16 protein-coding genes are annotated in these 18,976 nt (G+C 65.8%); 9 read left to right on the top strand and 7 right to left on the bottom strand.

Going from position 1 to position 18,976, the window contains the following annotated elements:
- Positions 1 to 19 precede the first annotated feature (19 nt).
- The 4 genes from OH686_RS14735 to OH686_RS14720 all read right to left on the bottom strand — a co-directional run bounded on the left by OH686_RS14735 (position 20) and on the right by OH686_RS14720 (position 5,420).
- On the bottom strand, positions 20 to 1,129 hold the full coding sequence (locus tag OH686_RS14735; protein WP_289533565.1) for an ABC transporter ATP-binding protein: 1,110 nt from the start codon (positions 1,127 to 1,129) through the stop codon (positions 20 to 22).
- A gap of 139 nt (positions 1,130 to 1,268) precedes the next feature.
- Positions 1,269 to 2,306 (bottom strand): ABC transporter substrate-binding protein, encoded by a 1,038-nt coding sequence (locus OH686_RS14730; RefSeq protein WP_502942741.1) that lies wholly within the window; start codon positions 2,304 to 2,306, stop codon positions 1,269 to 1,271.
- Positions 2,307 to 2,421: 115 nt separating this feature from the next.
- Complete coding sequence (locus OH686_RS14725) at positions 2,422 to 3,051, bottom strand: response regulator (protein ID WP_137974826.1); 630 nt, start codon at positions 3,049 to 3,051, stop codon at positions 2,422 to 2,424.
- The gene (locus OH686_RS14720) at positions 3,048 to 5,420 is read right to left on the bottom strand and encodes a PAS domain-containing sensor histidine kinase (protein WP_289538987.1); all 2,373 of its coding nucleotides are present in this window, start codon (positions 5,418 to 5,420) and stop codon (positions 3,048 to 3,050) included. Before OH686_RS14720 ends, OH686_RS14725 begins: the two co-directional genes overlap by 4 nt.
- 106 nt (positions 5,421 to 5,526) lie before the next feature.
- Here OH686_RS14720 and OH686_RS14715 point away from each other — a divergent pair, with 106 nt between their 5' ends.
- Positions 5,527 to 6,525: an alpha/beta hydrolase family protein gene (locus OH686_RS14715; RefSeq protein WP_289533561.1), complete on the top strand. Its 999-nt coding sequence runs from the start codon at positions 5,527 to 5,529 to the stop codon at positions 6,523 to 6,525.
- Positions 6,526 to 6,542: 17 nt separating this feature from the next.
- Here the strand turns inward: OH686_RS14715 and OH686_RS14710 are convergent, their stop codons facing one another.
- From OH686_RS14710 to OH686_RS14700, 3 genes are read right to left on the bottom strand one after another with little or no spacing between them, the layout of a single operon-like run.
- Positions 6,543 to 7,319: a TerB family tellurite resistance protein gene (locus OH686_RS14710; protein WP_289533559.1), complete on the bottom strand. Its 777-nt coding sequence runs from the start codon at positions 7,317 to 7,319 to the stop codon at positions 6,543 to 6,545.
- A 1-nt stretch (position 7,320) separates the two neighbouring features.
- Complete coding sequence (murU, locus tag OH686_RS14705; protein ID WP_289533557.1) at positions 7,321 to 7,992, bottom strand: N-acetylmuramate alpha-1-phosphate uridylyltransferase MurU; 672 nt, start codon at positions 7,990 to 7,992, stop codon at positions 7,321 to 7,323.
- On the bottom strand, positions 7,989 to 9,014 hold the full coding sequence (locus tag OH686_RS14700) for an aminoglycoside phosphotransferase family protein (protein WP_289533555.1): 1,026 nt from the start codon (positions 9,012 to 9,014) through the stop codon (positions 7,989 to 7,991). Before OH686_RS14700 ends, murU begins: the two co-directional genes overlap by 4 nt.
- A 127-nt stretch (positions 9,015 to 9,141) precedes the next feature.
- On the opposite strand from OH686_RS14700, the gene OH686_RS14695 reads away from it, so the two are divergent.
- From OH686_RS14695 to OH686_RS14660, 8 genes are all read left to right on the top strand, one after another.
- Complete coding sequence (locus OH686_RS14695) at positions 9,142 to 11,925, top strand: LPS-assembly protein LptD (protein WP_289533553.1); 2,784 nt, start codon at positions 9,142 to 9,144, stop codon at positions 11,923 to 11,925.
- Positions 11,900 to 13,198 carry a peptidylprolyl isomerase gene (locus tag OH686_RS14690; protein WP_289533551.1) on the top strand — a complete coding sequence of 433 codons (1,299 nt, stop codon included), beginning with the start codon at positions 11,900 to 11,902 and terminating at the stop codon, positions 13,196 to 13,198. The genes OH686_RS14695 and OH686_RS14690 overlap by 26 nt, the downstream gene beginning before the upstream one ends.
- A 105-nt stretch (positions 13,199 to 13,303) precedes the next feature.
- On the top strand, positions 13,304 to 14,299 hold the full coding sequence (gene pdxA / locus OH686_RS14685) for a 4-hydroxythreonine-4-phosphate dehydrogenase PdxA (RefSeq protein ID WP_289533549.1): 996 nt from the start codon (positions 13,304 to 13,306) through the stop codon (positions 14,297 to 14,299).
- Between the two features lie 78 nt (positions 14,300 to 14,377).
- Positions 14,378 to 15,190: a 16S rRNA (adenine(1518)-N(6)/adenine(1519)-N(6))-dimethyltransferase RsmA gene (gene rsmA, locus OH686_RS14680; protein WP_289533548.1), complete on the top strand. Its 813-nt coding sequence runs from the start codon at positions 14,378 to 14,380 to the stop codon at positions 15,188 to 15,190.
- 31 nt (positions 15,191 to 15,221) lie between these two features.
- Positions 15,222 to 15,602 (top strand): Co2+/Mg2+ efflux facilitator ApaG/CorD, encoded by a 381-nt coding sequence (gene apaG, locus OH686_RS14675; RefSeq protein ID WP_289533546.1) that lies wholly within the window; start codon positions 15,222 to 15,224, stop codon positions 15,600 to 15,602.
- Positions 15,602 to 16,426 (top strand): symmetrical bis(5'-nucleosyl)-tetraphosphatase, encoded by an 825-nt coding sequence (locus OH686_RS14670; protein WP_289533545.1) that lies wholly within the window; start codon positions 15,602 to 15,604, stop codon positions 16,424 to 16,426. Before apaG ends, OH686_RS14670 begins: the two co-directional genes overlap by 1 nt.
- Positions 16,423 to 16,752 carry a thiosulfate sulfurtransferase GlpE gene (glpE, locus tag OH686_RS14665; RefSeq protein ID WP_289533543.1) on the top strand — a complete coding sequence of 110 codons (330 nt, stop codon included), beginning with the start codon at positions 16,423 to 16,425 and terminating at the stop codon, positions 16,750 to 16,752. The genes OH686_RS14670 and glpE overlap by 4 nt, the downstream gene beginning before the upstream one ends.
- A gap of 267 nt (positions 16,753 to 17,019) precedes the next feature.
- Positions 17,020 to 18,942, top strand: coding sequence for a PrkA family serine protein kinase (locus tag OH686_RS14660; RefSeq protein WP_289533541.1), 1,923 nt, complete (start codon positions 17,020 to 17,022; stop codon positions 18,940 to 18,942).
- Positions 18,943 to 18,976: the final 34 nt, after the last annotated feature.

Here is an 18,976-nt window from a genome sequence, read left to right as displayed (position 1 = left end):
TTGGTAATGCCTGGCGCCGTCACTCGACGATCAGAGGGTCTAGCGCCCTTACGTGCTCCACATGCCAGCCGAGCGGCACCACGTCGCCCACGCCCAGGGCGGGGTCGAGCTCGGCGATCGGCTGTTTGACGAAGAAGCTGGGGTTGCCACACACCTCCATGCGGATGCGCACGTGGTCGCCCAGGTAGATGAACTCGGCCACCCGGCCGCTGAAACGATTGGCGCAGCTCTCGCTGGCGCTGTTGATGCGCACCCGCTCGGGACGGATCGACAGGCTCACCGGTGCGCCTGGCTCGCCGACATTCACCGCCAGCGCCTGTACCTGCTCGCCACGGGCGGTACGCACGGTGCAGCGCTCGCCATCGCGGCTGACCAGCTCGCCGGCCAGGCGATTGTTCTCGCCGATGAACTGGGCGACGAAGGTGTTGCTCGGCGCCTCGTAGAGGTCGCGCGGCGGGGCGATCTGCTGGATCTCACCCTGGTGGAACACCGCCACCCGGTCGGACATGGTCAGCGCCTCGCCCTGGTCGTGGGTCACGTAGACCACGGTCACGCCCAGGCGCTGGTGGATGTGCTTGATCTCCATCTGCATGTGCTCGCGCAGCTGCTTGTCCAGCGCGCCGAGCGGCTCGTCCATCAGCACCAGCTGCGGCTCGAACACCAGCGCACGGGCCAGCGCCACGCGCTGCTGCTGGCCGCCGGAAAGCTGCGCCGGATAGCGGTGGCGGAAGTTGTCGAGCTGGACCATGGACAGCGCGCGCTTGACCCGCTCGGTGATGTCGGTCTTGCTCATGCCGCGCACGGTGAGTGGGAAGGCCAGGTTCTCGGCCACCGTCATGTGCGGGAACAGCGCGTAGTTCTGGAACACCATGCCGATGTCGCGCTTGTGCGGCGGCACGTTGTTGATGGCGCGCCCGGCCAGGAGGATCTCGCCGGCGGTGGGCGTCTCGAAACCGGCCAGCATCATCAGGCTGGTGGTCTTGCCGGAACCGGACGGCCCGAGCAGGGTGAGGAACTCGCCCTTGCGGATATCCAGATTGAGGTCTTTGACGATCAGGCTTTCGCCGTCGTAGCTCTTCTGCACGCCCTTGAAGCTGACGAGCACGTCGCTGGAAGCATTCTCGGCCATCACCGCACCTTTGTTCTTGTTGCCGTGCTGTAAGCCTAGAAAGCCCTGCAGCCGGCGCAAATCGGGCGGTATGAGAGATTGCTATAAGGCGGACGGACGAGGCGCTGTAGGGATCGCCCTACAGCACCAATACTTGCGATCAGCGCTCGGCCCAGCGGGCGAAACGCTCCTCCAGGGCGGCACCGTTGGCGGCCCAGAAGGTCGCATCCATGCCGACGCCGCCGGCCAGATTGGCCGGGGCGGTGGGCAGGTTGGCGCGGACCTTGGGGTCCAGCGCGGCAATGGCGTGGCGGTTCACCGGGCCGTAGGCAATGTTCTCGGCGAAGCGCCGCTGCGGTTCCGGCTGGCTGGCGAAGGCGACGAAACGGCGCGCCTGCTCGGCCTTGCCGAGGCCCTTGGGCAGCGCCCAGTAGTCGAAGTCGTAGATGCCGCCGTTCCAGCTCAGGGCCAGTTGCGGCTGCTCGGCCTGGGCGGCGGCGATCCGGCCGTTATAGGCCGAACTCATCACCACGCGGCCGTCGCCGAGCAGGCGGATCGGCTCCACGCCGGTCTTCCACCAGTGCAGCTGCGGCTTGATCTCGTCCAGCTTGCGGAAGGCACGATCCTGGCCCTCGGCGCTGGCCAGCACCCGGTATACGTCCTTGGCCGGCACACCGTCGGCCATCAGGGCGAACTCCAGGTTGTACTTGGCCCCCCAACGCAGGGCGCGCTTGCCGGGGAAGCGCTTGGTGTCCCAGAAGTCGGCCCAGCCCTGGGGCGCGCCTTTCACCTTGGTTCCGTTGTAGGCCAGCACCGTGGACCAGACGAAGATGCCGACGCCACAGGGCTGCACGGCGCCAGGCAGGTAGTCGGCGGCGTCACCGAGCAGCTTGGGATCGAACTTCTCGAACAGGCCGTCCTCGCAGCCGCGTGCCAGCTCCGGTGCCTCCACCTCGACCACGTCCCAGGACACGTGGCTCATCTGCGCCATTTTGCGCAACTTGCTCAGGTCGCCGTTGTAGGACCCATGCACCACGCTGGTCCCGGTGGACTTCTTGAACGGGTCGTAGAAAGCGGCGCGCTGCGCCTCCTTGTTGGCCCCACCGAAGGAAATCACCGTCACGTAGTCGGCGTGGGCCGGCAGCGCGGCCGCCAGAAGGCTGCCTGCAAGGTACTTCTTGTACATCTTGTTCCCCATTGCATCGATGCCCTGCAAACGGGCGAAAGGCTTGCGCCAGAGCGGTCGCCGCGAAAGGTGACCAATCAGCCACGAAGCGACTGCAATGTAAAGAGGTGCAAACGAGGAACTTGTCTCAGATCAACTTGTGCTCGACCGCGTACTTCACCAGGTCGGCCACCGAGTGCAGATTGAGCTTCTGCATCAGGCGCGCCTTGTGGGTGCTGATGGTCTTGCTGCTGACCGACAACTGCTGGGCGATCTCGTTGACGCCCTCGCCGCGCACCAGGCGCTCGAACACCGAGAACTCGCGCTCGGACAGCAGCGCGTGCGGCGGCCGCGAGTCGGTCAGGCCGACCTCGAAGACCATGCGGTCGGCCAGCTCCGGGTCGATATAGCGGCCACCGGCGGCGACCTTGCGGATGGCGGTGAGCAGCAGCGCCGGGTCGCTGTCCTTGGTCGCGTAGCCGGCGGCGCCGATCTTCAGGGCGCGGGCGGCCATCTGCGCCTCGTCGTGCATGGACAGCACCAGCACCGCCGGCGGCTCGCTCAGCGCGCGAATGCGCGGAATCGCCTCCAGGCCGTTGACGCCGGGCATGGAGATATCCAGCAGCACCACCTCGCAGGGGGTATGGCGCAGGGTCTCCAGCAACTGCTCGCCGTTGCAGGCCTCGCCGGCGACGACGAGATCCTTGGCCAGGCCAATCAGCTGCTTGATGCCCTCGCGGACGATGGTGTGGTCTTCGGCCACCAGTACTCGAATCACGCTACGACCTCTTCATCCAGTGCCACGCGCACGCTCAGGGTGGTGCCCTCCCCCGGCGCGCTGTCGATGTCCAGGCGGCCGCCGAGCATCAGCACACGCTCGCGCATGCCGACCAGGCCGAAGGATTGTGCGCGCTGGGCGGCCGTGTCGAAACCCCGACCATCGTCACTCACCCGCAGGCACAGCTCGCCGCCCTGCACCTCCAGGTCGATCTCCACCGTGTGCGCCTGGGCATGCCGCAGCACATTGGTCAGCGCCTCCTGCAGCACGCGGAACAGGCCGATGGCCTTGGCGTCCGCCAGCGCCGGCACCTGCTCGGGTACCCGCACCAGGCAGGGAATGCCGCTGCGCGCCTCGAAGCGCCGCGCCTGCCATTCGATGGCCGAGGCGATGCCGGCGTCGAGGATCGGCGGGCGCAGCGCGGTAGCCACGTCGCGCACCAGCTGGAACAGGTTGGCGATCAGTTTCTTCATGCTGTCCAGGCGCGCCTGCAGGCCGGCGTCGAGGCCGGCATAGGCCAGCTCGCACATGGAGGTCTCCAGCTTGAGCACGGTGAGCACCTGGCCCAGCTCGTCGTGCACCTCGCGGGCGATGCGCGCCTTCTCCTCCTCACGCACGCTCTCAAGGTGCGCGGACAGCTCGCGCAGCTGGGCGCGCGACTCGGCCAGCTCCAGCTCGATGGCCTTGTTGTCACTGATGTCCCACACCACGCCGTCCCACACCACATGCTCGGCACTGAGCTGGCGGGCACTGGCCTTGATATCGGCCCAGCGCACGCGACCGTCACGGGTGAGGATGCGGCCCTGCCACTGCCAGTCGCTGGCCGCCTCGATGGCGGCGTCCTGGGTGGCGTGGTAGGCGGCGCGGTCCTCGGGATGGACCAGGCTGCGGATGCCGAAGTCGACCGCCATGATGGTCGCCGGCGGGTAGCCGACCAGTTGTTCGCTGCCCTCGCTGATAAAGGCGAAGTCCACCGGCGCAACGGGCAACGGGCGCTCCAGGCGGAACACCAGGCCCGGCACGTTGCCGGCGATGCCCTTGAGGCGCGCCTCGCTCTCCTCCAGGGCGGCGTGGGCACGGCGGCGCTCGGTGACGTCGGTGAGGTAGACCACCAGGTACTCGGCCTCGCGAAAGCGCAGGAAGCCCAGGGTCACATCGGCCGGCATCCAGCTGCCATCGGCGCGGACGCAGTTGCTCTCGAAGCTCAGCGCGCCCTCCTCGTGCTGGCGTACGCGCTTCCACAGGCCGAGCCAGCGGTCCATGCCCAGGTTCGGCTCGAAATCCTGCAGCGGCCGGTCGACCATGGCGTGGCTGTCGTAGCCGAGCATCTCGGCCACCGCCTGGTTGGCGTAGCGCACCCGGCTGTCCCAGTTGACCCAGAGGATGCCGACCGTGCTGTGGTCGAGGGAGAACTGCGCCAGGCGCAGCGCCTCTTCGGCCACCTCGCGCCGAGCCAGGGTCGCGCGCGCCTCCAGCAGGCGCCTCTCCAGGCCGCCACGCTGGCGGCGCAGCACGCCGAGCAGGGCCAGGCTGACCAGCAACAGCAGGCCGAGCAGCAGGCTCAGGTTGCGCCAGAACTGCGGCGACTCGCCGAGGCTAGGCGTGCGGGCGGTCAGCCAGCGCTGCTGCAATTGCTCCAGCTGCTCGGCCGGCAACTGGCGCAGGCCGGTGTCGAGGATGGTCGCCAGCTCGGGCCAGTCGCGGCGGGTGCCGAAGCGCAGCAGCTGCGGCAGACCGACATCGGCGATCACGGTGAGGCCGGCGAACTCGCTCTCCTGACTGAGACGACTGAGCTGCGCCTGGTCGATCACCGCATAGCGCGCCCGCTGCGCCAGCACCGCGCGCAGCGCCTCGCGGTCGGAGGGCTGGGCCTGCAGGCGCAGGTTGAAGTAATTGCCGCGCAGGTAGTCGGCCACCACGCTGGGTTCGCGCACGGCCAGCGGCTCGCGCTCGCCGAGGTTCTCCAGCTCCACGCCCAGTTCGCCCAGGCGCTCTCCCACCAGCAGATGGGGAACGCGCAGATAGGGATCGGAGAACTGCCACAGGCGCAGGCCGGCGGGGGTCTGAGTCAGTCCCGGGGCAAAATCGACTCGCCCGGCACGCAGGGCCTGGTCGAGGGCCGCCTGGTCGGCATAGCCGAGCCAGCTCAGCTCGACGCCGAGGGACTTGGCCAGCGCCTCGCTCAGCTCGACATTCAGCCCGCTGAGTTGCTGCTGGCGGCGCTGATACTCGGCATAGGGCGCCTGCAGCACCACGCCGGCGCGCAGCCGCGGATGCTCGGCCAGCCAGGCACGCTGCGCCGCATCCAGCTCGGCCGCCTGGCCCAGCAGGGGAAACAGCGGCAGCAGCCAGCACAGCAGTCGAATCATGCGCACAGCGTCGATCCACATCATCTCGGGTCCGCTTTCTACCTTACCTGACAAACTGCGGCGAAGCGCTTAGGCTGCTAGAACCTCCCGCTACCGAAGTGCTGAGATGCGCCGTCCAGTCCTGCCGACACTCCTGGCCTTGTGCCTGACCCTCGCCCTGCCCGTGCATGCCGAGGAAGAAGCTCCGACTCCCACCGAAACGCCCGCCGGCGAAGCCCCCAGCGAGGGCGCCGCGCCTGCCGAGCCGCCACGCCAGCCGCTGGAAGAGCGCATCGAGGACAACGCCGCAGGGCTCGAGCGCCAGCTGCCCAAGGACGAACAGCAGATCCTGCAGACCGGCGAGGAGAAATTCCTCGCACTGTGGAAACCGGCCAACGCACCGGAGTTCAAGGGCGTGGTGATCCTGGTGCCGGGCGCCGACGAGAGTGCCGACTGGCCCCAGGCGATCAAGCCGCTGCGCCTCAAGCTGCCGGATGTCGAATGGAGCACGCTCAGCCTGAGCCTGCCGGACAGCAAGGCCGCGCCACTGCCGGAAGCGGTGCTGCCGCGCGCGCCGGAACCGGTGACCGTCGATACCGCCACCGCGCCGGCCCAGGATGCCGCGCCAGACCCGGCGACCGAGGGCGCGACCACCGGTGCCCCCGCTGAGACTGCGCCTCCCGCCGCCACACCCGCGCCGCCTGCGGTCGATCCGGCCGAGCGCATCTTCGCGCGCATCCAGGCCGGCATCGCCTTCGCCGAGCAGCAAGATGCCAAGAACATCGTGCTGCTCGGCCATGGCGACGGCGCCTACTGGGCCGCGCTCTATCTCAAGGAGCGCAAGCCCGAGCAGATCAAGCAGCTGGTGGTGGTCGCGCCGCAACTGCCCGGCGGGCAGACCCCGGCGCTGGACGAGCTGATTCCCGGCCTCAAACTGGCCACCGGCGATTTCTTCTACAAGGACCTGGCCGCCGATCGCGGCAGCGCGGTACGGCGCAAGCAGGCCAGCAAGCGCCTGGCCCATGACGGCTACACGCAGATCGCCCTCAAGGCCCTGCCGGGTAATCTGGAAGCCGAGCAGGAGCAGCTGTTCCGCCGGGTGCGTGGCTGGCTGGAGAAACAGTAGACCGCAGGTGCGGGCCGCTAGCGGAAGCCGTGGCGCTGGCGCACCAGCTCGTAGGCGATCTGCAGCTCGCGGGTCTTGTCGGTCGCCGTACGCAACTGCGCCGCGGTGGCGCCGGAGCCGGCCAACTTGTCCGGGTGGTGGCGACTGATCAGGCGGCGGTAGGCGCGCTTGATCACCGCCGGCTCGCTATCCATCTGCACGCCAAGCAAGCGCAGGGCCGCCTGGTAATCGCTGGACTTCACCTGCGGCACCTGGCGCGCCGGCTCGTACTCGGCGGCCAGGGTCTTCAGCGCCTCGCGCTTCCACCCCAGCCAGAGCCCCCACTGCTGGATCAGCCGGGACTCCGCCTCACTCACCCGGCCATCGGCCCAGGCCATGCGCCAGCAGGTGCGCAGCAGCGTTTCACCCCGCTCCGGGCGCTCGTGCAGCGCCCGGAGCGCGGCGCGCAACTCCTTGTCGTCGACCTGCTTGCCGCGATTGAAGGCCTGCATGGCGCGCCGCCGGCCCGGCTCATCCAGGCCCAGGCGCTGCATCTCGTTGCGCGCCGCCTGGATATGGCTGTCGAGTACCCGGCCGTCGCTCTTGGCCAGCCGACCGATCAGCATGAACAGCAGGTCCTCGTCGTCCAGCGGCGGCGGGCGCTTGGCACCGAGCAACTCGCGCAGATGATCGAGGGATTGCAGGCGCAGGCGCCGATCCAGCACCTGGCCGAGCAGGCCACCGAGCAACGCGCCGGGGATGCTGGCAATCGCCAGCCCCGCCGCCGCGCCGATCAGGGTCGCCGGCCAGAGCATGTCAGGCTTCCGCCGCCAGCAGGCGCTCGACATCCGCCAGGCGCTCGTGGGTGCCTACGTCGACCCAGCGACCGGCGAAATGCTCGCCGCTGACCTTGCCGTCGGCCATAGCGGCGCGCAACAGCGGCGCCAGCTTGAAGGCCCCCGGCTGGCAGCCGGCGAACAGGCGCGGATGCAATACGGCCATGCCGCTGTAGGTGAAGCTGGCCTGCCCGGCAACAGCATCCGCCACGCGACCATCCTGCAGGCGGAAGTCGCCGCTCGGGTGGTGGGCGGGGTTATCCACCAGCACCAGATGGGCCAGCCCCTGCAGCGGACGGCGCAGGGCGGCGAAATCGTAGTCGGTCCAGATATCGCCATTGACCACCAGGAACGGCTCGTCATCCAGCAACGGCAGGGCCTTGAAGATGCCTCCGCCGGTTTCCAGCGGCTCGCCTTCGGCCGAATAGACGATGCGCAGACCGTAGCGGCTACCGTCGCCCAGGTAGTCCTCGATCTGCTGGCCGAGCCAGGCGTGGTTGATCACCAGCTCGCTGAAACCGGCGGCGGCCAGGGCGCGCACATGGAACTCGATCAGCGGAGTACCACTGGCACGCACCAGCGGCTTGGGCGTGTGTAGGGTCAGCGGCCGCAGGCGTTCGCCCTTGCCCGCCGCGAGAATCATCGCCTTCATGCCGGTTGCTTCTCCCGCTGTGGCAGGCTGGCCAGCAGTTCACCGAGCACGGCCAGTTCGGGGCGTCGCGTCAGCACTGCCTCTATATAGGAGAAGAAGCGCGGCACATCGTTCAGGTACTTGGGTTTGCCGTCGCGGTGGCAGATGCGGGCGAAGATGCCGATCACCTTGAGATGGCGTTGCACGCCCATCAGGTCGCTGGCGCGGTGGAACTCGGCGAACTGGGCCGGTACCGCGAGGCCGGCGTCACGTGCCAGCTGCCAGTAGCGCTGCAGCCAGCCGATCACACGCTCCTCAGGCCAGCTGAGGAAGGCGTCCTTGAACAGGCTGGTGACGTCGTAGCTGATCGGGCCGTGCACCGCGTCCTGGAAATCGAGGATGCCGGGGTTGGGCTGGCTCAGCATCAGGTTGCGCGGCATGTAGTCGCGATGGACGAATACCCGCGACTGATCCAGGGCGCTGCCCACCAGCAAATCGCAGACCTGCTGCCACTGGCCGCGCTGCGCTTCGTCCAACTCCACGCCGAGATGACGCTGCAGGTACCAATCGGGGAACAGCTGCAACTCGCGGCGCAGCAGGGCGTCGTCGTAAGGCGGCAGCTGGCCCTCGACCGGCAGCTTCTGGAAGGCCACCAGGGCCCGCAAGGCGGCGTCGAACAACGCATCGGCGTTCTCCGCGTTCAGCACCTCGAGCCAGGTTTGCGAGCCCAGGTCGTCCAGTACCAGGAAGCCTCGCTCCAGATCCTGGGCCAGGATGCGCGGCACATGCACGCCCGCCTCGGCCAGCATGGCGGCGACCTTGACGAAGGGCCGGCAATCTTCCTGGGGTGGCGGGGCGTCCATCAGGATCAGGCTGCGGCCCTCGGCCTGCCAGCGGAAATAGCGGCGGAAACTGGCGTCGCTGCTGGCCGGAGCCAGGCTCGCAGCGGGCACTTCACCCCAGCCTTCGCGTTGAAACAGAACGGGTAGACAGTCTTGCAGCCAGCTCCGCAGGAGCTGGAGACGCACATCTTGATCGGGCATTACAGGGGTCTCCGACGGCGCTAGCCGTTGCGCGGGTCATGCTTTATTATCCAGCATCTTTTTCAGCCCATCGAGAGGCGTGCGGCCCCCGCGGGTCGAAGGCGCGCAGGAAGCCCGGAAAAACAAGATGGCAGTAAAACTCCCCCTGTTCCGTAAAAAATTCCCGTTGCTGGTGACCGGCAGCCTGCTGGCTCTGCAACCTCTGGCCTCGCCTTTCGCTATTGCCACCGAGCAGTACGACTGCTCCGCCTCCGCCTCCGGCGGCTGGGCCTGCTCACCGAAGAGCAATGCCGCTGCCGCACTGCCGCGCCCGCAGCACAGCGCCACGGCCGTCAGCTCCGTTGCCGGCACCGGTGCCGCCCAGTCGGCCGACAGCCAGGCGCAGGGTGAGCAGGCGGTACTGGTCACCGAGAGCAAAGGCCGCGCCCTGAGCAGCCGCAGCGCCGACTACAGCCACCTGGACTGGGTCCCGCGCGACAAACTGAGCGCCGCGCAACTGGCGGAAGTCGGCCCGTACTGCGAGGGCTCCTACGTCGAGCCGCTACGCCCGGGCATGAGCGACGACACGCCGATGGACGAGGCGCCGCTGTTCGTCTCGGCCAAGGCTTCGCGCTACGAGCAGGAGAAGGAAGCCGCCACCCTCGCCGGTGACGTGGTCCTGCGCCAGTCGAGCATGCAGATCGAGGCCGAAGAGGCCACCCTGCACCAGGCCGAAAACCGCGGCGAGCTGAAAGGCAACGTACGCATTCGCGACAACGGCATGCTGGTAGTCGGCGACCGCGCCGAGATCCAGCTGGACAACGGCGAAGCCAAGGTCGAGAACGCCGAATACGTGATCCACAAGGGCCACGTCCGCGGCAACGCGCTCTACGCCAAACGCGAAGAAAGCGCCGTCGTCCGCCTCAAGGACGGTACCTACACCCGTTGCGAGCCAGGCAATAACGCCTGGCACCTGAAGGGGAACAACATCAAGCTGGACCCGGCCACCGGTTTCGGTACCGCGACCAACGTGACCCTGCGGGTGAAGGACATTCCGGTCTTCTACACCCCGTACATCTATTTCCCGATCGACGATCGTCGCCAGTCCGGCTTCCTTGCGCCGGGCATCAGCTCGTCGAGCGACAACGGCTTCACCCTGTCGACGCCGTACTACTTCAACATCGCACCGAACTACGACGCCACCCTCTATCCGACCTACATGGCCAATCGCGGCCTGCTGATGGAGGGCGAGTTCCGCTACCTGACCAAGGGCAGCGAAGGTCAGGTCGGCGGCGCCTATCTGGACGACCAGGAAGACGAGCGCGAGCTGCAGTCGGAGTACGAAGACCAGCGCTGGATGTACAACTGGCAGCACGTAGGTGGCCTGGACGAGCGGCTGTTGGCCGAGGTCGACTACACCGACATTAGCGACCCTTACTACTTCCAGGATCTGGACAGCGATCTGGAAAATCTACAGACGCCTGACTTCCTCAATCAGCGCGGAACGCTGAGCTGGCGAGGCGATTCCTTCAATGCCCGCCTCAATGTGCATGCCTACGAGGCAACCAGTGTTGTCGATATCACGCCATACGAGCGTCTGCCGCAACTGACCCTGGATGGCGCGCTGCCATTCCAGCCGGGTGGCCTGAACTTCACCTACGGTACCGAATACGTCTTCTTTGATCGTGATCTGCGTAGTGGAAACTTCATCGACGAAGACGGCAATCCCGAGCCCTGGTACGACAACAACGTGTTCGGCAGTGCACGCTCCACGGGCGAGCGCATCCATCTCGAGCCTGGCATCAGCTTGCCGGTAGAGCGAACCTGGGGCTTCGTCAAGCCAAGCCTGAAGTACGCCTATACCCAATATGATCTGGACCTGGATTCCGTCGGCAAGGCAGACCTCGCCAGTATCGGAGAGGACTTCGAAGATAGCCCGGATCGCAGCGTACCGATCTTTAGCCTGGACAGCGGCCTGTACTTCGACCGCAGCACCCAGTGGTTCGGCAATAACTATCGTCAAACCCTGGAGCCACGCGCCTTCTACCTCTATGTACCGGAAGAGGATCAAGAAGATATCCCCGTGTTCGACACTGGCGAGTACACGTTCAATTACGCCTCTCTGTGGCGCGAAAACCGTTTCTCGGGCAAAGACCGCATTGGTGACGAGAACAAGCTGTCACTCGGTGTAACCAATCGTTGGATCGAAGATAACGGCTTTGAACGTCAACGCTTCAGCATCGGCCAGGCTTTCTATTTCGAAGACAGAAAGGTCACGATGCCTGACAGAACGGGAACCCTTAGCCAACGCGACGACTATACCTCCAGCTCCTCTCCCTACGCTCTGGAGTACATGTACCGCTTCAATCGCGACTGGCGCGTGAACTCGGACTTCAACTGGGACGGCAACACCCACCGCACCCGCTCCGGCAGTGTGATGTTCCACTATCAGCCAGAAGACAATCCGAACAAGGTGATCAACGCTGGTTATCGCTATCGTAACGACACCATGCGTTACGACAGGACCAACGGCACTTGGACCTATGGCAGCGACTTCGGCACGCCGGGCAGCCCGAACTACATCAAGGACTACTACAAGATCCAGCAGCACGACTTCTCGGTCATCTGGCCAATCGTGTCGCAGTGGAACGTGATCGCCCGCTGGCAGCGCGACTATGCACGCGACCGTACACTCGAGGCCTTTGGCGGCTTCGAATACGACAGCTGCTGCTGGAAGCTGCGCCTGATCAACCGCTACTGGATCGACTACGACGAAACCAGTCTCAACCCCGATACCAACGAAGAGCCGGATCGCGGCATCTTCCTGCAGATCGTCCTCAAGGGCCTCGGCAACGTGTTGGGCGGCAAGACTGAGAGCTTCCTCGAGCAAGGCATTCAAGGTTACCGTGAACGTGAAGAACAAGCTTTCTGATTGCCTGCGCCCGCTGTTGCTGGGCGCAGTTTTCCTCGCTTCCGCCGCACAGGCGCAGCTCCAATCCATCGACCGCGTGGTCGCCATCGTCGACAACGACGTGATCATGTACAGCCAACTGGACCAGCGTCTGCGCGAGGTCGAGCAGACCATCGGCAAGCGCGGCGGCCAGCTGCCACCACAGGATGTATTGCAACAGCAGGTACTGGAGCGCCTGATCGTCGAGAACCTGCAGCTGCAGATCGGCGACCGCTCCGGCATCCGTATCACCGACGAAGAACTGAACCAGGCCATGGAAGGGATTGCCCAGCGCAATCGCCTGAATCTGGACCAGTTCCGCGCCGCCCTGGCCCGTGATGGCCTGTCCTATGACGAGGCCCGCGAGCAGATCCGCCGCGAGATGGTCATCAGCCGCGTGCGCCAGCGCCGCGTGGCCGAGCGCATCCAGGTGACCGATCAGGAAGTGCAGAACTTCCTGTCCTCGGACCTGGGAGCAATGCAGCTGTCGGAAGAGTTCCGCCTGGCCAATATCCTGATCCCGGTTCAGGAAGCGGCCTCTCCGGACGAGATCCGCGCCGCCGCGCAGAAGACCTCCGAGGTATATGACAGCCTACGCAATGGCGCCGACTTCGCTCAGACGGCGATGTCCAGCTCCGCCAGCGAGAACGCCCTGGAAGGCGGCGAGATCGGCTGGCGCAAGGCGGCCCAGCTGCCACCGGCGTTCGCCGAGATGATTCGCGCCCTGTCGGTCGGCGATATCACCGAGCCGGTTCGCACTCCTGGCGGCTTCATGATCGTCAAGCTGCTGGACAAGCGCGGCGGCGACACCCTGGTGCGCGATGAGGTGCACGTGCGCCACATCCTGATCAAGCCCAACGAAGTGCGCAGCGAAGAAGAGACCCGCCGCCTGGTGGAGCGCCTGTACCAGCGCATCGTCGCCGGCGAGGACTTCACCACCCTGGCCAAGAGCTTCTCCGAAGACCCGGGTTCGGCACTGAATGGCGGCGATCTCAACTGGATCGACCCCAACACCCTGGTTCCGGAGTTCCGCGAAGTGATGGCCAAGACTCCGAGCGGCCAGCTGTCCGAGCCGTTCAAGAGCCCCTACGGCTGGCACGTGCTGGAAGTCCTCGGCCGACGCGCCACCGACAGCAGCGAGCAGTACCGCGAGCAGCAGGCGATGAACATCCTGCGCAATCGCAAGTACGACGAAGAGCTGCAGGCCTGGCTGCGCCAGATCCGCGACGAAGCCTACGTCGAGATCAAGCTCTGATCGCCTGATCGCAGTGAAAGAGCCCGGTTCCGCCGGGCTTTTTTTCGCCTCGCGCCTTTGCGCGTACAGTATTCCTCTCTGACCCGGTATTCCCACGAGGCCGCCATGACCACTCCCCGCCTGTTTGCCCTCACCCCCGGCGAGCCCGCCGGCATCGGCCCGGACCTGTGCCTGCTGCTGGCCCGCGAGGTTCAACCCGAGGCGCTGGTGGCCATCGCCAGCCGCGACCTGCTGTCCGAGCGCGCACAGCAACTGGGACTGAGCATCGAGCTGATCGGCGTTGGTCCCGGCCAGTGGCCGAGCGCCCCGGCTCCGGCCGGCAGCCTGTATGTCTGGGATACGCCCCTGGCGGCTCCGGTAGTGGCCGGCGAACTGGACAAGGCCAACGCCGCCTATGTACTGGTTACCCTGACCCGCGCCGGTCAGGGCTGCATCGACGGCACGTTCGCCGGGATGATCACCGCGCCCGTGCACAAGGGCGTGATCAACGAGGCCGGCATTCCCTTCTCCGGCCACACCGAGTTCCTCGCCGAACTGACCACCACCGAGCAGGTGGTGATGATGCTGGCGACCCGCGGCCTGCGCGTGGCCCTGGTGACCACCCATTTGCCGCTCAAGGACGTGGCCGCCGCGATCACCGACGAACGCCTGGCCCGCGTCACTCGCATCCTGCACGCCGACCTGGTGGAGAAATTCGGTATCGCCAACCCGCGCATCCTGGTCTGCGGCCTCAATCCGCATGCCGGTGAGGGTGGCCACCTGGGCCGCGAGGAGATCGAGGTGATCGAACCGACCCTGGAGCTCCTGCGCGGCGAGGGCCTGAACCTGATCGGCCCGCTGCCGGCCGACACTCTGTTCACCCCCAAGCACCTCGAGCACTGCGACGCGGTACTGGCCATGTACCACGACCAGGGCCTGCCGGTGCTCAAGTACAAGGGCTTCGGCGCGGCGGTCAACGTCACCCTGGGCCTGCCGATCATCCGCACCTCGGTCGACCACGGCACCGCCCTGGACCTGGCCGGCAGCGGCAAGATCGATACCGGCAGCCTGCGGGTCGCGCTGGAGACCGCCTACCAGATGGCCAGCGCACGCCGCGCTTAGAGCCTGAGCCCGCGGCTGCTAAACTGCCGCTCTTTGCATTGCGCTTTGAGCTTGTGCTTGAAGCTTGGAGCCGTACCGATGTCCGAATACCAACACCGCGCGCGCAAGCGCTTCGGCCAGAACTTCCTGCACGATGCCGGGGTGATCCACCGCATCCTGCGTGCCATTCATGCCAAAGAGGGCGAGCGCCTGCTGGAGATCGGCCCGGGCCAGGGCGCGCTGACCGAAGGCCTGCTGGGCAGCGGTGCGCAGCTCGACGTGATCGAGCTCGACCTCGACCTCATCCCCATCCTGCAAGGCAAGTTTGGCGACAACCCGCGCTTCAAGCTGAACCAGGGCGACGCGCTGAAGTTCGACTTCACCCGCCTGGACGCCGCGCCCCACAGCCTGCGCGTGGTCGGCAACCTGCCATACAACATCTCCACCCCGTTGATCTTCCACCTGCTGGACAACGCCCCGCTGATCCGCGACATGCACTTCATGCTGCAGAAGGAAGTGGTGGAGCGCCTGGCCGCCGAGCCGGGCGGTGGCGACTGGGGCCGCCTGTCGATCATGGTCCAGTACCACTGCCGGGTGGAGCACCTGTTCAACGTCGGCCCGGGCGCCTTCAACCCGCCGCCCAAGGTCGACTCGGCCATCGTCCGCTTGGTGCCGCATCAGAGCCTGCCGCACCCGGCCAAGGACCATCGCCTGCTCGAGCGGGTGGTGCGCGAGGCCTTCAACATGCGCCGCAAGACCCTGCGCAACACACTCAAGCAACTGCTGCCGAACGAGGCCATCGAGGCCGCCGGCGTGGACGGCGGCCTGCGCCCGGAACAGCTGGACCTGGCCGCCTTCGTGCGTCTGGCCGATCAGCTGGCCGACCGCCAGGCCAGCGGCCAAGCGGACTAAACTGCCCTTTCAGCCTGTCGAGTTTGTTCAGATGGCCGACCCGCGTTACCAGATCGACGTCAGCGTCGAGACCCGCTACCTCCCGGACCAATCGACTCCGGAGCAGAACCGCTATGCCTTCGCCTACACCGTGACCCTGCACAACGGCGGCACCGAGGCGGCCAAGCTGCTCAGCCGCCACTGGATCATCACCGACGGCGACGGCCGCGTGCAGGAAGTACGCGGCGCCGGCGTGATCGGCCAGCAGCCGCGCCTGGAGCCTGGCCAGAGCCATACCTACAGCAGCGGCACGGTGATGGCGACCAAGGTCGGCAACATGCATGGCAGCTACCAGATGCTCGCCGACGACGGCAAACGCTTCGACGCCCCCATCGCCCCGTTCCGCCTGGCCGTGCCGGGGGCCCTGCACTGATGGCCACTTATGCGGTGGGCGACCTGCAGGGCTGCCTGCAACCGCTGAAATGCCTGCTGCAGCGGGTCGCCTTCGACCCAGCCCAAGACAAGTTGTGGCTGGTCGGCGACCTGGTCAACCGCGGCCCGGAGTCGCTGGAGACCCTGCGCTTTCTTTATTCGATCCGCGATGCGCTGGTCTGCGTACTCGGCAACCACGACCTGCACCTGCTGGCTGCCGCGCACAACGTCGAGCGCCTGAAGAAGAACGACACCCTGCAGGAAATCCTCGACGCCCCGGACCGCGGGGACCTGCTCGAATGGTTGCGCCGGCAGAAGCTGATGCACCATGACGAGCAGCGCGACATCGTCATGGTGCACGCCGGCATCCCGCCGCAGTGGACGCTGAAGAAGGCACTCAAGCGCGCCGCTGAAGTCGAAGAAGTGCTGCTCGACGATGCCCGCCTGCCCCTGTTCCTCGACGGCATGTACGGCAACGAGCCGGCCAAATGGGACAGCGATCTGCACGGCGTCACCCGCCTGCGGGTGATCACCAACTACTTCACCCGCATGCGCTTTTGCACCGAGGACGGCACCCTCGATCTGAAGAGCAAGGAAGGCGTGGGCACCGCTCCGCCCGGCTACGCCCCCTGGTTCAGCTGGCCCGCACGCAAGACCCGTGGGCAGAAGATCATCTTCGGCCACTGGGCGGCGCTAGAAGGCAACTGCGACGAGCCCGGCCTCTCGGCCCTGGACAGCGGCTGCGTGTGGGGCGGCGCCATGACCCTGATGAACATCGACAGCGGCGAGAAATTCCGCTGCGACTGCAAGGAGACTCCCGCATGAGCGACTTCAAACGCATCCCCCCGGAGCAGGCCCAGGCCCTGCGCGAACAAGGCGCCGTGGTAGTGGACATTCGCGACCCGCAGAGCTTCGCCAACGGCCATATCAGCGGCTCGCGGCATCTGGACAACCACAACCTGGCGGACTTCATCGCCAAGGCCGACTTCGATGCACCGCTGATCGTCTCCTGCTACCACGGCAACTCCAGCCAGAGCGCCGCCGCCTACCTGGCGCACCAGGGCTTCGCCGAGGTGTACAGCCTGGATGGCGGCTTCGAACTGTGGCGCAGCCAGTATCCGGATCAGGTCTCCAGCGGCGACGCCGAGTAAATTTTTCTGCGCGGCGCAAAGCCGCGCCAGCCGCTGCCTGCCGACGAACGGCAACACCTTGTCACCCTCTTGCCGCGCTTGACGCCGCCGAAACCGAACTACTCTTAGGGCGAGGCCATCCAGAAGGGAGAGCCGGCAAACCGGTTCCGGGCCATCGGTAGCGTCTTTATGGTGTCAGGGGGATTTTCCAACGGCTGAGCAGCCGTCCTCCCGCGCACCCGCCCGAATGACCCGCCCCGGCTCCACGCAAGCGAGTGAGGTGCAGTCATGAGTATATTCAGCCACTTCCAGCAACGATTCGAGGCGACTCGGCAGGAAGAATATTCCCTGCAGGAATATCTGGAGCTGTGCAAAACGGACCGCAGCGCCTATGCCACCGCTGCCGAACGCATGCTGATGGCGATTGGCTCGCCCGAGCTACTGGACACCTCGGTCGACCCGCGGCTGTCGCGGATCTTCTCCAATAAGGTGATCCGCCGTTACCCGGCCTTCGCCGACTTCCACGGCATGGAAGAGTGCATCGACCAGATCGTCTCCTACTTCCGCCATGCCGCTCAGGGCCTGGAGGAGAAGAAGCAGATCCTCTACCTGCTGGGCCCGGTAGGCGGCGGCAAGTCCTCGCTGGCCGAGAAGCTCAAGCAGCTGATGGAGCACATCCCCTTCTACGCCATCAAGGGCTCGCCGGTGTTCGAGTCGCCGCTCGGCCTGTTCAACCCGGACGAGGACGGCAAGATCCTCGAAGAGGAATATGGCATCCCGCAGCGCTACCTGCGCACCGTGATCTCGCCCTGGGCCAGCAAGCGCCTCAACGAATTCGGCGGCGACATCAGCAAGTTCCGCGTGGTCAAGCTGCACCCCTCGATCCTCAACCAGATAGCCATTGCCAAGACCGAGCCGGGTGACGAGAACAACCAGGACATCTCCGCCCTGGTGGGCAAGGTGGATATCCGCAAGCTGGAGGAATTCCCGCAGAACGACGCCGACGCCTACAGCTACTCGGGCGCCCTGTGCCGGGCCAACCAGGGCCTGATGGAGTTCGTCGAGATGTTCAAGGCGCCGATCAAGGTGCTGCATCCGCTGCTGACCGCCACCCAGGAGGGCAACTACAACAGCACCGAGGGCCTGGGCGGGCTGCCCTACAGCGGCATCATCTTGGCCCACTCCAACGAGTCCGAGTGGCACAGCTTCCGCAACAACAAGAATAACGAGGCGTTCATCGACCGCATCTACATCGTCAAGGTGCCTTACTGCCTGCGCGTCACCGACGAGGTACACATATACGACAAGCTGCTGATCAACAGCTCGCTGGCCAACGCCCACTGCGCGCCGGACACCCTGAAGATGCTCGCCCAGTTCTCCGTACTGTCGCGCCTGAAGGAGCCGGAGAACTCCAACATCTACTCGAAGATGCGCGTCTACGACGGCGAGAACCTCAAGGACACCGACCCCAAGGCCAAGTCGATCCAGGAATACCGCGATTCTGCCGGCGTCGACGAGGGCATGGCCGGGCTGTCGACCCGCTTCGCCTTCAAGATCCTGTCCAAGGTCTTCAACTTCGACCCGCACGAGATCGCCGCCAACCCGGTACACCTGCTCTATGTGCTGGAGCAGCAGATCGAGCAGGAACAGTTCCCCGCCGAAACACGGGAGAGGTACCTGCGCTACATCAAGGAATACCTGGCGCCGCGCTATATCGAGTTCATCGGCAAGGAGATCCAGACCGCCTACCTGGAGTCCTACAGCGAGTACGGCCAGAACATCTTCGACCGCTATGTTCTGTACGCCGACTTCTGGATCCAGGATCAGGAATACCGCGACCCAGAGACCGGCGAGATCCTCAACCGCGTGGCCCTCAACGAGGAACTGGAGAAGATCGAGAAACCGGCCGGCATCAGCAACCCGAAGGACTTCCGCAACGAGATCGTCAATTTCGTGCTGCGCGCCCGTGCCAACAACAACGGCAAGAACCCCACCTGGCTCAGCTACGAGAAGCTGCGCGTGGTGATCGAGAAGAAGATGTTCTCCAACACCGAGGATCTGCTGCCGGTCATCAGTTTCAATGCCAAGGCCAGCAAGGAGGACCAACAGAAGCACAACGACTTTGTCACTCGTATGGTCGAACGTGGCTACACCGAGAAGCAGGTACGCCTGCTGTCCGAGTGGTACCTGCGGGTTCGCAAGTCGCAGTAACCCGCCGTCGGCGCGCCGCCCCAGGCGGCGCCGA

The sequence above is a fragment of the Pseudomonas sp. SO81 genome (assembly GCF_030374125.1).
Taxonomy (GTDB): Bacteria; Pseudomonadota; Gammaproteobacteria; order Pseudomonadales; family Pseudomonadaceae; genus Aquipseudomonas.
The sequence above is the reverse complement of the archived record's forward strand: the minus strand, read 5'-3'. Positions and strand labels throughout refer to the sequence as shown.

Bases quoted from the DNA above. Each gene is read 5' to 3' on its own strand.
- OH686_RS14735 (WP_289533565.1), bottom strand. From the start codon at position 1,129: ATGGCCGAGAATGCTTCCAGCGACGTGCTCGTCAGCTTCAAGGGCGTG.
- OH686_RS14730 (WP_502942741.1), bottom strand. From the start codon at position 2,306: ATGGGGAACAAGATGTACAAGAAGTACCTTGCAGGCAGCCTTCTGGCG.
- OH686_RS14720 (WP_289538987.1), bottom strand. From the start codon at position 5,420: ATGATTCGACTGCTGTGCTGGCTGCTGCCGCTGTTTCCCCTGCTGGGC.
- OH686_RS14715 (WP_289533561.1), top strand. From the start codon at position 5,527: ATGCGCCGTCCAGTCCTGCCGACACTCCTGGCCTTGTGCCTGACCCTC.
- OH686_RS14710 (WP_289533559.1), bottom strand. From the start codon at position 7,319: ATGCTCTGGCCGGCGACCCTGATCGGCGCGGCGGCGGGGCTGGCGATT.
- murU (WP_289533557.1), bottom strand. From the start codon at position 7,992: ATGAAGGCGATGATTCTCGCGGCGGGCAAGGGCGAACGCCTGCGGCCG.
- OH686_RS14700 (WP_289533555.1), bottom strand. From the start codon at position 9,014: ATGCCCGATCAAGATGTGCGTCTCCAGCTCCTGCGGAGCTGGCTGCAA.
- OH686_RS14695 (WP_289533553.1), top strand. From the start codon at position 9,142: ATGGCAGTAAAACTCCCCCTGTTCCGTAAAAAATTCCCGTTGCTGGTG.
- pdxA (WP_289533549.1), top strand. From the start codon at position 13,304: ATGACCACTCCCCGCCTGTTTGCCCTCACCCCCGGCGAGCCCGCCGGC.
- rsmA (WP_289533548.1), top strand. From the start codon at position 14,378: ATGTCCGAATACCAACACCGCGCGCGCAAGCGCTTCGGCCAGAACTTC.
- apaG (WP_289533546.1), top strand. From the start codon at position 15,222: ATGGCCGACCCGCGTTACCAGATCGACGTCAGCGTCGAGACCCGCTAC.
- OH686_RS14670 (WP_289533545.1), top strand. From the start codon at position 15,602: ATGGCCACTTATGCGGTGGGCGACCTGCAGGGCTGCCTGCAACCGCTG.
- glpE (WP_289533543.1), top strand. From the start codon at position 16,423: ATGAGCGACTTCAAACGCATCCCCCCGGAGCAGGCCCAGGCCCTGCGC.
- OH686_RS14660 (WP_289533541.1), top strand. From the start codon at position 17,020: ATGAGTATATTCAGCCACTTCCAGCAACGATTCGAGGCGACTCGGCAG.